The organism is Micromonospora sp. AMSO31t, from assembly GCF_008868175.1.
Taxonomy (GTDB): domain Bacteria; phylum Actinomycetota; class Actinomycetes; order Mycobacteriales; family Micromonosporaceae; genus Micromonospora.
In genome coordinates this window covers 1-14,363 of the sequence record NZ_WBKT01000052.1, presented here as the reverse complement: position 1 = coordinate 14,363, position 14,363 = coordinate 1, and the positions used below count along the sequence as shown (strand labels likewise).

Genomic DNA, 14,363 nt, shown 5'->3' with positions numbered 1-14,363 from the left:
AGGCTAATCGCTGCAACATCGCCGAAGGCTGGAATGATTCCTGGCTGTGGTGGTTCACTCAGCGGCGGAACGGGTGCTCGCCGGCCTCGACCCGGAGCAGCGGTCGGCGGTGACCGCCCCGGCCGGCCCGGTCTGCATCCTGGCCGGCGCCGGGACCGGCAAGACCCGGGCGGTGACCTCCCGGATCGCGCACCGGGCGCTCACCGGTGACATCTCCCCCCGGCACGTGCTGGCCGTCACATTCACCGCCCGGGCCGCCGCCGAGATGCGGGCCCGGCTCACCGGGCTGGGCGTGGGCGGCGTCCAGGCCCGCACCTTCCACGCCGCGGCGCTGCGCCAGCTCCGCTACTTCGCGCCCCGGCTGCTGGAGGGCCGGGCCATGCCCGAGCTGCTGGACAGCAAGGTCCGGGTGGTCACCCTGGCCGCCGCCAAGGTGGGCCTGCGGGCCGACCGGGCCGCCGCCCGCGACCTGGCCGGTGAGATCGAGTGGGCCAAGTCGTCGCTGGTCGAGCCCGGGGAGTACGTGGTGGCCGCGGCCAAGGCGCTGCGCGACACCCCGCACGAGCCGGCGAAGGTGGCGGAGGTCTTCGACGCGTACGAGCGGCTCAAGCGCGGCAACGGCGTGATCGACTTCGAGGACATGCTGCGCGCCGCGGTCTGGGGGATCGAGGAGCACGCGGACGTCGCCGAGCAGGTCCGCGGCCAGTACCGGCACTTCGTGGTCGACGAGTACCAGGACGTCAACCCGCTCCAGCAGCGGCTGCTGGACGCCTGGCTCGGCGGCCGGGAGGACCTCACCGTGGTCGGCGACGCCAGCCAGACCATCTACTCGTTCACCGGGGCGACCTCGTCCTACCTGATCGACTTCCCGCGCCGCCACCGCAACGCCACGGTGGTCCGGCTGGTCCGGGACTACCGCTCCACCCCGCAGGTGGTCGGACTGGCCAACGCGGTGATCTCCCAGGCCCGGGGCGCCGAGGCCCGGCTCCGGCTGGAGCTGCACGGCCAGCGCCCGCCCGGCCCCGAGCCCGACCTGCGGATCTTCACCGACGAGCCGGCCGAGGCCAACGCCGTCGCGGCCCGCTGCCGGGCGCTGGTCGACGGCGGCACCCCGGCGCGGGAGATCGCGGTGCTGTTCCGCACCAACGCGCAGTCCGAGGCGTACGAGAAGGCGCTCACCGAGGCCGCGGTGCCGTACGTGGTGCAGGGGGCGGAGCGCTTCTTCGAGCGCCCCGAGGTGCGCCAGGCCATGATCGCGCTGCGCGCCGCCACCCGGTCGATCCCGGGCGAGACCCCGCTGCCGGCCGCCGTCGTGGAGGGGCTCGCCGCGGTCGGCTGGGCGCCCGACGCGCCCCCGGCCGGCGGGGCCGCGCGCGAGCGGTGGGAGGCGCTCGCCGCTCTGGTCCAGCTCGCCGAGGAGCACGCGGCGACGCCCGAGGTGGTGCCGATCGGTGAGGCCGCCGCGATCGAACGCCCCGTCACCCTGGGCGACTTCAACGAGGAGTTGGCGCGGCGGGCCGCGCAGCAGCACGTGCCCACCGTGGAGGGGGTGACGCTCGCCTCGCTGCACTCGGCCAAGGGCCTGGAGTGGGACGCCGTCTTCCTGGTCGGGCTGGCCGAGGGCACCCTGCCCACCACGTACGCGAAGACACCCGAGCAGGTCGAGGAGGAGCGGCGGCTGCTCTACGTCGGAGTCACCCGGGCACGGGAATGGCTCTGGCTGTCGTACGCGGCGGCCCGCTCGCCCGGCGGCCGGGCCCGGCGGCCGTCCCGGTTCCTGCCCCAGCTGGACCGCTCCGGCGGCGGCGAGCGGGCCGGCGCGGGCCCGGGCGCGGCCCGGCGCACCGAGCGGCGGCGCGCCCAGGTGGTCTCCTGCCGGATCTGCGGCGCCACCCTGCTGGCCGCGGCGGACCGGAAGCTGGGCCGCTGCCCGACGTGTCCGTCCGATCTGGACGAGGAGCTCTACGAGCGGCTGCGCGAGTGGCGGCAGCGGGTGGCCGGGGCGCAGAAGGTGCCGGCGTACGTGGTCTTCACCGACGCCACGCTCACCGCGCTGGCCGAGCGGAGGCCCGGCCGCACCGAGGAACTGATCGCGATCGCCGGGATCGGTCCCCGCAAACTGGGACTTTACGGCGATACGGTGCTGGCCCTGGTGGCCGGTGCGGGGGTGGACGAGGTCTGCCCGCAGAAAAGTTTCGAAATCTAGCCGTAAATCGTTTGCCCTCGCCCCGAGGCGAGGAATAGCCTCAGGACACACCTCGCGAGCGGCGCCATTCTGGCTGCTCACGGGGGATGAGTCCAAGGTCGGCACGAGGAAAGACGAGGAGGTGGCACCCGTGGAGATCTTCACCTATGAGCGTCCGGCGGCGATGCCAGCTGCCGTCGCTCCGCTGTCGTCCGTCCGGGTGGCCCTTGCCGCTCGACCGTCGACTCCGCAGGTGCACCAGGCCCAGGTTCAGGCCGAGCTGAACCGGACCGTGGCGCCGCTGGCGGAGATCGAGGGGACCAGTGGCTTCACGGGCATGGGCATCGGTGACGTCAAGAAGCGCACGGATGTCCGCGGCGTTCCACCTCGAGGTAGACCGGTCTGATCCACCAGACCACCGGCTCACCTCGAGGCCGCGGAACCCGCACACCGGGATCCGCGGCCTCAGTTTTTTTGCACTGCCGTAGTGCCGTCAGAAATGCGATCCACGAGATCGAAGTGAGAGAGAGGTGACCGGAGGATGAGTCTGGCGTTGGCCCCGCTCGACGTGAGCGTCGAGGTGGAGGCGAACCTGCCCTGCCGGAAGTTCGACCCCGACCTGTGGTTCTCCGACTCGCCTGCCGAGCTCGAGCTGGCCAAGTCGCTCTGCGGGGACTGCCCGCTGCGCGTCGAGTGCCTCGCCGGCGCGGTGGAGCGGTCCGAGCCCTGGGGCGTCTGGGGCGGCGAGATCTTCGAGCGTGGCGCGGTCGTCCCGCGTAAGCGGCCCCGTGGCCGTCCGCGCAAGGAGGACCTCGCCCGTGACGCCCAGCTCCGGGTCGAGGCGGAGGCGCGACTGGCGGCCAGTGGGCTGTCCGAGTCGCGGAACTCCGTCCGGCTGGCAGCCTGACACAACCCCGTTCCAACGTCCCCGCCGGTGACCCTCACCGGCCGCGAGAAAGCCGAAACCATGCTGCACCTGCCGAATGGAACCGAGATGCAACTACTCCACGAAGCGTTGTCCCGGGCTCGAATGCGCCGGCCTCAGGCCGGCACCACCACGAGCACTGAGGCAACCCGTTCCGCCCGTACCGTCGCCATGCGTGGCCGCAGCCAGTCGGCCCGCGACCTGGGCGCTCTCTAGATCCCTACACCACGGAAGGGGCGGTGACCGGATGGTCACCGCCCCTTCGGCGTGCGCGTCGGTCAGCTCACCGGGGCGAAGCCGGGCAGCCAGCGCTCCAGGATCGCCCGGTAGGGCGCCTTCGCCTCCAGCTGGCAGAGCACCCCGATCGAGCCGAGCGTCACCCGGTGGATCATCAGGTAGTTCGGCGGCAGGTTGAGCTGCCGGCTGAGCTGGTAGGTGGGGGAGCGCGGGCTGGCCAGCCGGGCCGCCTGGGCGCGCAGCCAGGCCCGGGTGAACCGGAACTCGTCCGCGGCGATCGGCTCGAGCATCGGCCGGAGGAAGTCCAGCACCCCCTCGGCGTCGATCGGCTCGGTGGGGCTGACGAAACCCTCGTCGCGCAGCCCGGCGACCACCGCGTCCGCGTCGTCGCGCAGCGCCAGCGCGGCGATCCGACCGATCGGCTCGGGGGTCCCCTCCGGCATCCGCGCCACCGCGCCGAAGTCGATGACACCGAGCCGGCCGTCGGGGAGCAGCCGGAAATTGCCCGGGTGCGGGTCGGCGTGCAGCAGCCCGGCCCGCATCGGCGCGGAGAGGTGCAGCTCGGCCATCAGCCGCCCGGCCTCGTCGCGCTGCTCCTCGGTGCCCTCCCGGATGATCTGCGACAGCGGGGTGCCCTCGACCCATTCGGTGATCAGCACCCGGGGCGCGGCGTCGAGCACCTCGGGGATGTAGATGTCCGGGTCGCCGGCGTACGCCGCCGCGAAGGCGCGTTGCGACTCGGCCTCCAGTTCGTAGTCCAGCTCCTCGGTGATCCGCTCGCGCAGCTCGGCCAGGAGCGGCTTGACGTCCAGCCCGGGCTGGATCGCGCGGAACATGCCGCCCAGCCGTGAGAGCTGCTTCAGGTCGGCGAGCAGGGCGTCCCCGGCGCCCGGGTACTGGATCTTCACGGCCACGTCCCGGTGGCGCGGGCCGCCGTTCGGCCCGTAGCCCGGGTCGCGCCAGACCGCGCGGTGCACCTGGCCGATGCTGGCGGCGGCGGCCGGGGTGTCGTTGAACTCCACGAACCGGTCCCGCCATTCCGGCCCGAGCTGCTCGGCGAGCACCTTGTGCACGGTCGCCGCGGGCAGCGGCGGTGCGGCCTCCTGGAGCTTGGTGAGCGCCTGCCGGTAGGGAGCCGCGATCTCGTCGGGCAGCGCCGCCTCGAAGACCGACAGGGCCTGCCCGAACTTCATCGCCCCGCCCTTGAGCTGCCCGAGCACGCTGAACAGCTGCTCGGCGGTGCGCTGCTGGATCTCGGCGGAGATGACGTCGGACGCGAGCCCGGTGACCCGCTTGCCCATGCCGAGGACGGTCCGACCGGCGAAACCGAGCGGCAGAGCGGCGAGCTTGGCGGTCCGGGACACGGCCCGGCGCGGGATGTCGGTCACCCGGTCATTGTTACCGACTCGGCGGGCCCGCTGCTGCTGTGCGGCCGGGAGCGGGTGCGCCGAACCGGATCGGGCGACGCCCGGAGCACCCGCAGGAGGGGTGCGGCGGCCACCGGCGATGCCGGAACCTGCCCGGCTGCCCGATTTCGACCGCGCAACCGAGCGTTTCCGGGGTGCCCCCGTCGAGGTGGGTCAACGCCTCGGCCGCCGCGTAGGCCGCCGCGGCCAGCCGGGTGGTCGTCGCGCAGACCGGCTCGCCGTCGCCGGCCGCGAGCTGGGCGGCGAGGGCCGGCCAGTCCGGGTCGCGGTCCGTGCGGTGCAGGTCGAGGCAGTGCAGGCAGGGGCCTACCGGCGGGCGGACCAGCGGGCCGATCACCGGCACGCCGCCGCGAAGGTCGATCAGGAGGTGGGGCTGACGGCGGCGCGCGTAACCCGTGGCGAGCAGAGCCGCCGGGCGGTCGGCGCCGAGCTGGACCACCAGGTCGGCCCGGCCCGGCCGCAGCGGCGTGGTCGCGGTGCCTGGCGCGCACCGGGCCAACGCCGCGCGGACCGCCGGCGCCAGCGGACGGCCCAGCTCCGCACCGGTGAGGCCGGTGCCCACCAGGTCACCGGGGCGGACCGGGCCGGCCAGGTCGGGTACGACGTGCCCGACCCCCGCCTGCGCCAGCGCGACGGCGATCGCCGCGCCGAGCCGCCCGGCCCCGCTGACCAGCACGCGCGCGGCCCGCCGGCGGCGCAGCAGCCGGGCCGGCGTGCCGGGCAGGGCGGGCGCGGCCAGGGCCAGGGCGTCGGCCTCCCCGGTGAGCCGGGCCCGGACCGGCCCGGTGAGGTCGCGGGGGAGCAGGCTCTGCGCGGGTACGACGAGAGCGGCGGCCCGGAGCGTGTCGAGCAGCATCCGGGCCTCGGCCGACGGGACCCGCGCGGCGGTGGCGGCGGTGAGAATCTCCCGCTCGCTCCGGGTGCCGTCGAGCAGGTCGAGCAGCCGGGCGGCACCCGGGCTGGTCAGCTCCAGCAGGACGGCCGGGCCGGGTTCCAGCCCGAGCTGGAGGGTGTGCCGGTCCCGCCACAACCGGGTGAGGCCGGGCAGCAGCGTCGGACGGGCGAGGGGCGCCGGTTCGGTCACACCACGAATCGTGACCGTGTCCGCGCTCTCCGTCGATCGTTGTCCACAGGTGCGCCGGGCCGTGGCCAGCGTTGTCCACAGGAAAACCCGGGTTTTCCACAACCCGCCGGGAGCTGGTGTCGGCTACGCGACGGGGGAGGGGTGGCGACAGCCACCCCTCCCCCGTGCGACCCGGACGGGTCAGACCTTGGCCTTGCCGAGAATGCGGTTCACTGTTGTGCCGCACACCGGGCACTTGCCCTTGGCCATGTTCATGCCGGTCTTCGAGACCTCCACGCGGCCCTCGAAGTCCCGCTTCTCCTTGCACTTCACGCAGTAACCGTTGTAGGTCTGGGCCTGGTCGGCCACGGTAGCCCTCCTCGTCTCGTCCACCGGACGCCTCCGGCGGGTTCCCTGCGGCGGGCCACGGGTGGCGCCGGCGCCGGGGGGTTCTCGGGTTCTCCGCGATCACGCACGTGACCGCTGGTTGGCGGACCCTACCCAGGTCTGGGCGGTTCCATGTCAGCTGTGCGTCGACTCTGTGAGCAAGTCGACGTCGAGAGTGTGCATGCCGCGTTACGTCGGATAAGTCAGTTTCGCGGGGACACGCCGGGTGAATGCCCTCAGATCCCCCTTCGGGGCGGCCCCACCGCGACAACTCGTCCGTAGATCACCTAACGTTGACAGGGGCCCGCAGGTGATGGTCAACTGCCGCCGCAAAGAAATTTTTCAGGACTCCTGACGACCAACCACCATTTTCCGGGCGCGTGTCGTCGTGTTGACTCTTGCGGACCCCTGGTCAGTACGCATTAGCTTTCCCTCGTGACAGTCAGCCGAGGCTGCGCGGACCAGTGATGGCCGGGACGCGGAAGCCCGTCGTCGAAGTACGGCGCAGCCAGCGCCGGCGACGCACGGTGTCCGCGTACCGCGACGGTGAGCGCGTCGTCGTGCTCATCCCCGACCAGTTCTCCCGTGCCGAGGAGAGCGAGTGGGTCGACCGGATGCTGGCCCGGCTCGCCGCCCGCGAGGGCCGGCTCGCCCGCTCCGACGCCGAGCTGCTGGGCCGGGCCACCCGACTGATCAACCTCTACCTGCCCGAGCACGGCCGGGCGGCTGCCCCGGCCAGCGTCCGCTGGGTGACCAACCAGAACGGCCGCTGGGGCTCCTGCACCCCCGCCGACCGCACCATCCGGATCTCCCACCGCATCCAGGACATGCCCGAGTGGGTGATCGACTACGTGTTGCTGCACGAGCTGGCCCACCTCATCGTGCCCAGCCACAACGCCGCGTTCTGGGCCCTGGTCAGCCGCTATCCGAAATCCGAGCGGGCCCGCGGCTACCTGGAGGGCGTAGCCGCCACCTCCGGCGTCCCCCTGACCGACTGACGCCCAGCCCCGCCCTCCAGTCTCGCCGCCTGGCCCGCCGTCCGGCCTCGCCGCCCCCCAGGCCTGTCGATCATGAGGCTAGCGGCGCAATTCGCCCCTTTGCGGCGGCCAACCTCAAGATCGCGGCGGAACGCACGGCGGCGCGGCGGCAGGGCGGTTCGGGGCGTCTGGGTGGGGATGGGTGGCGGGTTAGGGTCGTCGGATGGCTCGACGTGTGGTGGTGGCGTTGCTCGGCCCGGTGGGCTGGGCGCCCCCGGGGATCGACCCGGCACGGTGGCGGAGCGCGCTCGCCGAGGACGTGGTCGACCTGCTGGCCACGCTGAACGAGGTCGAGACCGCCGTGGCCGTGACGCCGGAGGACCGCTGGCTGGCCGACGCGGTGGTCTGGCCCGGCACCGCCGTGTACGAGGTGCCGGAACTCACCGTCGCCGCGGTGTTCGCCGCCCTGACCGGGTTCGACCAGGCGGCCGTGGTCGTCGCCGACGCGCCCGACGTGCCGGGGCTGACCCTCGGCAAGCTGCTCCGGCCGCTGACCAGCCGCCCCGTCGCGGTCGCCCCGGTGGAGGGCAGCGGGGCGGGGCTGCTCGGGGTGGCGGCCCGGCTGCCCGCACCGGAGTGGTTGCCGGCGCTGGACCTGGACACCGCGGCGCCGGCCGAGGTTCGTGCCGCCGCCCCGCGCCCCGGGGACGTGGCGGTCACCGCCGGCTGGCGGCGGCTGCGCGGCCCGGCCGATCTGGCCACCCTCGACCCGGCCTTCGAGGGCTGGGAGGCGACCCGGGCGCTGCTCTCCGGCCAGCCGGGCTGACGAGCGCCGGAAGCTGCGCCGGGGCCCGCACGGCGTGCGTGCGGGCCCGGCGACGTGCGGTGTCAGGACTTGTCGTCGTCCTCGCCCGGGGCCTGCTCCTCCGGCGCGCCGGGTGCGGTGAAGTCGAAGTTCGCCAGCTCCTCGTCCAGGTCGCTGGTGGTCGCGGCGAACGCCTCCGGGTTGGCGAAGTCCTCGTCCGACGGGAGCAGGTCGGGGTGGCCCCAGACCGCGTCCCGGCCCGCGATCCCGCGGTGCTCGGTGAGCGCCGACCAGAGCACGGTCGCCTCGCGCAGCCGGCGCGGCCGCAGTTCCAGGCCCACCAGGGCGGCGAAGGTCTGCTCGGCGGGGCCACCGGCGGCCCGGCGGCGGCGGAACGCCTCGCCGAGGCGGACCACGTTCGGCAGCCGGTCGCCCGCGGCGCTGTCCACGACGTGGCACACCCAGCCCTCGACCAGTGCGAGCACGGTCTCCAGCCGGGCCAGCGACGCCTTCTGCGCCGGGGTGTCCTCGGGCGTGAAGATGCCCTCCAGGGCGATGGCCTGCATCGACTCCGGGTCGGTCGGGTCGACCCGGCCCATCGCCTCCTCGATCGCCTCCCGGTTGACCCGGATGCCCGCGGCGTAGTTCTCCACGGCGGCGAGCACGTGCCCGCGCAGCCACGGGACGTGCTGGAAGAGCCGCTGGTGGGCGGCCTCGCGCAGGGCCACGTAGAGGCGGACCTCGTCCTCGGGCAGTTCCAGGCCCTCGCCGTACGCCCGGATGTTGGCCGGGACGAGCGCGGCGGTGCCGGCGGGGCCGAGCGGCAGGCCGATGTCGCCGGCGGAGAGCACCTCGGCGGCGAGCGAGCCGAGCGCCTGGCCGAGCTGGCCGCCGAAGAGCGCGCCGCCCAGCGTGGCGACCATCGACTGCATGGGGCCGAGCTGGGCCCGGGCCTCCGGCGGCACCAGGTCGCCCATGGCGCCGACCATGCGGCTGGCCACCGGGTCGCAGAGCTTGCGCCACACGTCGAGGGTCTTGTAGATCCACTCGTTGCGGTTCCAGGCGACCGAGCTGCGGATGCCGGTGGGCCACGAGGTCGCCGGCTCCAGCCAGAGGTCGGCGATGCGCAGCGCCTCCTCCACCGCGTTGCGTTCGAACGGCGAGACCGCCGGGTCGCCGGCGGCGGCGAGCTGGCTCGCGGCGACCTGCCGGGCGAGGTCCCAGTTGACCGGTCCGCTGCCCGGCGCGGAGAGCAGGTGCTGCAACTGCGACATGAACTGCTGCATCTGCGCGGGATCGTTGGGGTCTGGTGGTTGCCCACCCGGGAGCGCGAAGCCGAACGGAATATCAGGCACGACGTCTACGGTACGCGGGCCGCGCCGCAGGTCGTGCGCGTCGGCGTTGCGCTGAGGGCGAAGTCCTGCGGTCACCGCGCCGGACGTTCCGGGCCGGATCGGTACGCTCTGGCGCATGAGACGTCGCGGCGTGACCGTACTCCTCGGTGCACTGCTCACCGCCCTGCTCAGCGTCGGCGTGCTGAGCGTGCCGATCCCGTACGTGGTGCTCGGTCCCGGCCCGACCGTCAACACCCTGGGCAGTGAGAACGGCAAGGAGATCATCCAGGTCTCCGGCCGGGCGACGTCCACCTCGGCCGGGCAGCTCCGGCTGACCACGGTGGGTGTGCAGCCCACCGTCCGGCTGCGCTCGGCGCTGGCCGGCTGGTTCTCCTCGGACGAGGCGGTGGTGCCGCGCGAGCTGGTCTACCCGCCGGGGGAGTCGCAGGAGGAGGTCGAGCAGCGCAACGCGGAGGACTTCCAGAACTCGCAGACCAGCGCCGAGACGGCGGCCCTGCGGGAGCTGGGCTACCCGATCCGGGTGCTGGTCAAGACGGTCACCGCGGGCGGCCCGTCGGTCGACGTGCTCAAGCCCAACGACGTGATCACCTCGGTCGACGGGCAGCCGGTGACCAGCGCGGCGCGGCTCACCGAGCTGATCCGCGCCAAGCCCGCCGGCACCGCGCTGAAGATCAGCTACACCCGGGCCGGTGCGCCGGCCACGGCCACGGTCAGGAGTCGTGAGCAGGACGGCCGGCCGCGGATCGGCATCGAGATCGACCAGCAGCAGCCGCACCCGTTCACCCTTAAGATCGACCTCGGTGACATCGGCGGCCCCAGCGCGGGGTTGATGTTCGCCCTGGGCATCGTCGACAAGCTGGAGCCGGCCGACCTCACCGGCGGGAGGGTCATCGCCGGCACCGGCACCATCGACGACGAGGGCCGGGTCGGCCCGATCGGCGGCATCGCGCAGAAGCTGGTGGGCGCCAAGGAGGCCGGGGCGAAGGTCTTCCTGGTGCCCGCCGACAACTGCGCCGAGGCGGTCCGCAACCCGCAGCCCGACCTGCCGCTGCTCAGGGTGGGGTCGCTGGACGACGCGTTGACGGCCCTGGAGAAGCTGCGCGCCGGGGGGCAGCCGACCCGCTGCTGACCGGGCCGCGGGGCCACCGGACGATCGTGACGTGACCTTGACCCGACGTGTTCAGGAACACCCCGTACTCTGGGTGCCTGGTCGGAGCCGATCACATCGAGCGTGCGGAGCCAACAGTGGTCATGCGGAGCAGCCCCCTTCCGAGGATGAGCCGGCGCGGACGCGTCACCATCGGAGTTCTGATCGGGGTGTTCGTGCTCTTCACCCTGCTCGGGTGGGGGGTCAACGCGTGGACCGACTGGCTCTGGTTCGACGAGGTCCGCTACACCCAGGTCTTCACCGGCGTGCTCGCCACCCGGCTGCTGCTGTTCCTGGTGATCGGGCTCGGCATGGCGGTGATCGTCGCCGGCAACCTGTGGCTGGCCTACCGGCTGCGGCCGCAACTGCGCCCGCACTCCGCCGAGCAGGCCACGCTGGAGCGCTACCGGATGCTGCTGAGCCCCCGGCTCGGCACCTGGATCGCCCTGGCCTCCGCGGTCATCGGCCTGTTCGCCGGCCTCTCCGCGCAGAGCCGGTGGAGCCAGTGGCTGCTGTTCCGTAACGGCGGCAGCTTCGGCGTGAAGGACCCGGAGTTCAACGTCGACATCGGCTTCTACGTGTTCCAGCTGCCGTTCTGGCGCTACCTGCTCGGCGTCGGCTTCACCGCGGTGGTGCTCGCCCTGCTCGGCGCGCTGGCCGTGCACTACATCTTCGGCGGGGTGCGGCTGCAGGGCGTCGGGGACCGGATGACCAACGCCGCCCGGGCCCACCTGAGCTCGCTGGTTGCCGTCTTCGTGCTGCTCAAGGCCATCGCGTACGTGCTGGACCAGCGGGCCATGCTGCTGGAGTACAACGAGGGCGCCAAGCTCTACGGCGCCGGCTACGCCGACATCAACGCGCTGCTCCCGGCGAAGGAGATCCTCGCCTGGATCGCCGTCGTGGTGGCCGTCGCGATCATCGTGTTCTCCAACGCGTGGATGCGGAACCTGGTCTGGCCGGGCATCGCGCTCGCCCTCCTCGGCGTCTCGGCGGTGGCGATCGGCGGCATCTACCCGTGGGCGGTGCAGACCTTCGAGGTCAAGCCGAGCGCCCGGGACAAGGAGGCGCCGTACATCGAGCGCAGCATCAAGGCGACGAGGGCCGCGTTCGGGCTGACCGACACGAAGAACACCGGCTACGCGGCGAACAATCTCGTCCCGCCGGCCAACCTGGCCACCGACACCTCGGTGGTGCAGAACGTCCGGCTGCTCGACCCGCAGCTGGTGTCCGAGACGTACACGCAGCTCCAGCAGGTCCGCGGCTTCTACGACTTCGGCCCGAAGCTGGACATCGACCGGTACGCGGTGGGCGGCAAGACCTCCGACTACGTGGTCGGCGTACGGGAAATCAACTACGGCGAGCTGACCTCGCAGCAGAGCAACTGGATCAACCGGCACACCGTCTACACCCACGGGTACGGGCTGGTCGCGGCACCGGCCAACCAGGTCTGCGGCAACGGCACGCCGTACTTCGTCTCCGGCTTCCTCGGCGAGGCGAGCAAGGAGACGCAGGGCTGCTCGTCGCCGTCGGAGCAGATCCCGGCCCAGCAGCCGCGGATCTACTACGGCGAGCGGATGGAGGCCGACGACTACGCGATCGTCGGGCAGACCGGCGACCGCGACGTCGAGTTCGACAAGCCGACCTCCACCGGTGGCGAGCAGTACTACACCTACACGGGCGAGGGCGGCGTCGAGATCGGCTCGTTCCCCCGCCGCCTGCTGTACGCGATCAAGGAGCAGGAGTCGAACTTCCTCCTGTCCGAGGCGGTCAACGACGACTCCAAGCTGCTCTACGTGCGCAACCCGCGGGACCGCGTGGAGAAGGTGGCGCCGTTCCTCACCCTGGACGGCGACCCGTACCCGGCGGTGGTGAACGGCCGGGTCCAGTGGATCGTGGACGGCTACACCACGGCCGCGACCTACCCGTACGCGGAGCGGGTGAACCTCCAGGCCGAGACGGCCGACGAGCTGACCGGCCGCGGCACCTTCCAGCTGGCCCGGGAGAACGTCAACTACATCCGCAACTCGGTGAAGGCGACGGTCGACGCGTACGACGGCACGGTGAAGCTGTACGCGTTCGACGACACCGACCCGGTGCTCAAGGCGTGGAACAAGGCCTTCGGCGGTGACCTGGTGCTGCCCAAGGGCGACATCCCGCCGGAGCTGGCCGAGCACTTCCGCTACCCGGCCGACCTGTTCAAGGTGCAGCGCAACCTGCTCGCCCGGTTCCACGTCACCGACCCCGGCGACTTCTACTCGGGCCAGGACTTCTGGCAGGTCCCGAACGTGCCGGACGCCCCGGACAGCGGGGCGAAGCAGCCGCCGTACTACCTGTTCACCCAGTTCCCCGGGCAGGACGGGCCGCGCTTCCAGCTCACCTCGGCGGTCACCCCGAACCGGCGGGAGAACCTGGCCGCGCTGATCTCCGGGTCGTACGTGAACGGGCGGCCCCAGTTGGAGGTGCTGGAGCTGCCGGACCAGACCCGCATCTCCGGGCCGGTCCAGGTGCACCAGCAGATGACCAACAACGGCGACATCCGGCAGCAGCTCAACCTGCTCTCCTCGGGTCAGTCCCAGGTGCAGTACGGCAACCTGCTGTCGCTGCCGTTCGGGAACGGGATGCTCTACGTCGAGCCCGTCTACGTGAAGAGCAACAGCCAGAACGCGTTCCCGCAGTTGCAGAGGGTGCTGCTGTCGTACGGCGACGGCGGCTCGTACGTGGTGCTGGCGAACAACCTCAGCGACGGCATCAAACAGCTCGTCGAGCAGGGCAAACGGGCCCCCGGCGGTGCGCCGCCGCCCACCTCGGGCGGGACCAACCCGCCGACGGGCGGCACCAGCCCGCCGGTGCTCACCGGGGAGCTGGCCCAGGCGGCCGGCCGGGTGCAGAGCGCGATCATCGAGGTCAAGGCCGCGCAGGCGTCCGGCGACTTCGAGCGGTACGGGCGGGCGCTGAAGACGCTCGACGAGGCCATGGCCGCGTTCCAGCAGGCGCAGGGGGCGGCGAACCCGTCGCCCGGTCCGAGCCCCAGCGGCAGCCCCGCGGCGTCGCCGCCGGCGTCGCCGCCGGCGTCGCCCTCGTCGTCCCCGACACCGAACGGCTGACGCCGAGCCGACCACGCGAGCCCGTGGTCCGTGACCCGTAGCGGTCGCGGACCACGGGCTCGTGTCGCAAACCGGACGGAACACCCGCAACCCCGAGCCCGCTTCCACCGTCATCAGAACAGGTGGGCGTGAGGGGAGGCGGGAGTCCAGATGCGCGATGTGAACACGTTCGACGACTTCTACCGCAGCACGTCGGGGCGGGCGCTCCGGTACGGCCGCGCGGTGGCTGACGACGCCGGTGACGCCCAGGACCTGGTCCAGGAGGCGTACGCCCGCGCGTGGCGGCAGTGGGGGAAGCTGGCCGCCCACCCCGCGCCCGAGGCCTGGCTGCGTCTGGTGATCAGCCGGCTGGCCACGGACCGGTGGCGGCGGCTGCGCGGCTGGCGGCTCGCGGCCAGCCGCACCGGCCCCCCGGCCGACGTCGGGCCCCCCGGCGAGGACACCGTGCTGCTGGTGGGGGCGCTGCGGCAGTTGCCGGCCCGGCACCGGCAGGCCCTCGCCCTGCACTACCTGTTCGACCTGTCGGTGGAGGAGATCGCCCGGGAGGCGGGGGTCCCCACCGGCACCGTGAAGTCCTGGCTGTCCCGGGGCCGCACCCGGCTGGCCGAGCTGCTGCCCGGCGTGGCCGCCGAGGAGCTGGAGGTCAACGATGTCGCGTGAACTGACCCGCCTCTACCAGGCGCTCGCCGCCGAGACCGACGAGCGGGTGCTCGCGGCCCCGGACCGGGTGCGCCGGGGTGCCGACCGCCGG

At 72.9% G+C, this 14,363-nt stretch carries 12 protein-coding genes; 8 read left to right on the top strand and 4 right to left on the bottom strand.

The features are described 5' to 3' along the window. The first annotated feature begins 46 nt into the window (after positions 1-46). From F8274_RS14330 to F8274_RS14320, 3 genes are all read left to right on the top strand, one after another. Positions 47-2,206 (top strand): ATP-dependent DNA helicase UvrD2, encoded by a 2,160-nt coding sequence (locus tag F8274_RS14330; RefSeq protein ID WP_151462821.1) that lies wholly within the window; start codon positions 47-49, stop codon positions 2,204-2,206. 130 nt (positions 2,207-2,336) lie between these two features. Beyond that, positions 2,337-2,591, top strand: a complete 255-nt coding sequence (locus F8274_RS14325; RefSeq protein WP_151462819.1) for a hypothetical protein — start codon at positions 2,337-2,339, stop codon at positions 2,589-2,591. Positions 2,592-2,726: 135 nt separating this feature from the next. Beyond that, the gene (locus F8274_RS14320) at positions 2,727-3,092 is read left to right on the top strand and encodes a WhiB family transcriptional regulator (RefSeq protein WP_151462818.1); all 366 of its coding nucleotides are present in this window, start codon (positions 2,727-2,729) and stop codon (positions 3,090-3,092) included. Between the two features lie 296 nt (positions 3,093-3,388). Here F8274_RS14320 and F8274_RS14310 read toward each other — a convergent pair whose 3' ends face one another. The 3 genes from F8274_RS14310 to F8274_RS31240 form a co-directional block, all read right to left on the bottom strand. Continuing rightward, complete coding sequence (locus F8274_RS14310; RefSeq protein WP_151462815.1) at positions 3,389-4,735, bottom strand: AarF/ABC1/UbiB kinase family protein; 1,347 nt, start codon at positions 4,733-4,735, stop codon at positions 3,389-3,391. Positions 4,736-4,745: 10 nt separating this feature from the next. Then, complete coding sequence (locus tag F8274_RS14305) at positions 4,746-5,858, bottom strand: TOMM precursor leader peptide-binding protein (protein ID WP_151462814.1); 1,113 nt, start codon at positions 5,856-5,858, stop codon at positions 4,746-4,748. Positions 5,859-6,038: 180 nt separating this feature from the next. After that, entirely contained in the window at positions 6,039-6,206 is a 168-nt protein-coding gene (locus tag F8274_RS31240; RefSeq protein WP_012014940.1) for a DUF5679 domain-containing protein, read from the bottom strand. A 485-nt stretch (positions 6,207-6,691) separates the two neighbouring features. Between F8274_RS31240 and F8274_RS14300 the strand changes: the two genes are divergently transcribed. Together F8274_RS14300 and F8274_RS14295 are read left to right on the top strand one after the other, a co-directional pair. Next, positions 6,692-7,222 carry a M48 family metallopeptidase gene (locus F8274_RS14300; protein ID WP_151462813.1) on the top strand — a complete coding sequence of 177 codons (531 nt, stop codon included), beginning with the start codon at positions 6,692-6,694 and terminating at the stop codon, positions 7,220-7,222. 202 nt (positions 7,223-7,424) lie between these two features. Further along, on the top strand, positions 7,425-8,027 hold the full coding sequence (locus F8274_RS14295) for a hypothetical protein (RefSeq protein WP_151462811.1): 603 nt from the start codon (positions 7,425-7,427) through the stop codon (positions 8,025-8,027). Positions 8,028-8,089: 62 nt separating this feature from the next. Here the strand turns inward: F8274_RS14295 and F8274_RS14290 are convergent, their stop codons facing one another. Further along, positions 8,090-9,292 carry a zinc-dependent metalloprotease gene (locus F8274_RS14290; protein ID WP_192579829.1) on the bottom strand — a complete coding sequence of 401 codons (1,203 nt, stop codon included), beginning with the start codon at positions 9,290-9,292 and terminating at the stop codon, positions 8,090-8,092. A 184-nt stretch (positions 9,293-9,476) separates the two neighbouring features. On the opposite strand from F8274_RS14290, the gene F8274_RS14285 reads away from it, so the two are divergent. The 3 genes from F8274_RS14285 (at position 9,477) to F8274_RS14275 (ending at position 14,272) form a co-directional block, all read left to right on the top strand. Then, positions 9,477-10,490, top strand: a complete 1,014-nt coding sequence (locus F8274_RS14285) for a PDZ domain-containing protein (protein WP_192579828.1) — start codon at positions 9,477-9,479, stop codon at positions 10,488-10,490. Positions 10,491-10,612: 122 nt separating this feature from the next. Beyond that, positions 10,613-13,612, top strand: coding sequence for a UPF0182 family protein (locus F8274_RS14280; RefSeq protein WP_192579827.1), 3,000 nt, complete (start codon positions 10,613-10,615; stop codon positions 13,610-13,612). 150 nt (positions 13,613-13,762) lie between these two features. Next, the gene (locus tag F8274_RS14275) at positions 13,763-14,272 is read left to right on the top strand and encodes an RNA polymerase sigma factor (RefSeq protein ID WP_151462808.1); all 510 of its coding nucleotides are present in this window, start codon (positions 13,763-13,765) and stop codon (positions 14,270-14,272) included. Positions 14,273-14,363 lie beyond the last annotated feature (91 nt).

What these genes read in the sequence shown, in the direction of transcription:
- F8274_RS14320 (WP_151462818.1), top strand. Translation starts at nt 2,727, where the DNA reads ATGAGTCTGGCGTTGGCCCCGCTCGACGTGAGCGTCGAGGTGGAGGCG.
- F8274_RS14300 (WP_151462813.1), top strand. Translation starts at nt 6,692, where the DNA reads ATGGCCGGGACGCGGAAGCCCGTCGTCGAAGTACGGCGCAGCCAGCGC.
- F8274_RS14295 (WP_151462811.1), top strand. Translation starts at nt 7,425, where the DNA reads ATGGCTCGACGTGTGGTGGTGGCGTTGCTCGGCCCGGTGGGCTGGGCG.
- F8274_RS14290 (WP_192579829.1), bottom strand. Translation starts at nt 9,292, where the DNA reads ATGCAGCAGTTCATGTCGCAGTTGCAGCACCTGCTCTCCGCGCCGGGC.
- F8274_RS14285 (WP_192579828.1), top strand. Translation starts at nt 9,477, where the DNA reads ATGAGACGTCGCGGCGTGACCGTACTCCTCGGTGCACTGCTCACCGCC.
- F8274_RS14280 (WP_192579827.1), top strand. Translation starts at nt 10,613, where the DNA reads ATGCGGAGCAGCCCCCTTCCGAGGATGAGCCGGCGCGGACGCGTCACC.
- F8274_RS14275 (WP_151462808.1), top strand. Translation starts at nt 13,763, where the DNA reads ATGCGCGATGTGAACACGTTCGACGACTTCTACCGCAGCACGTCGGGG.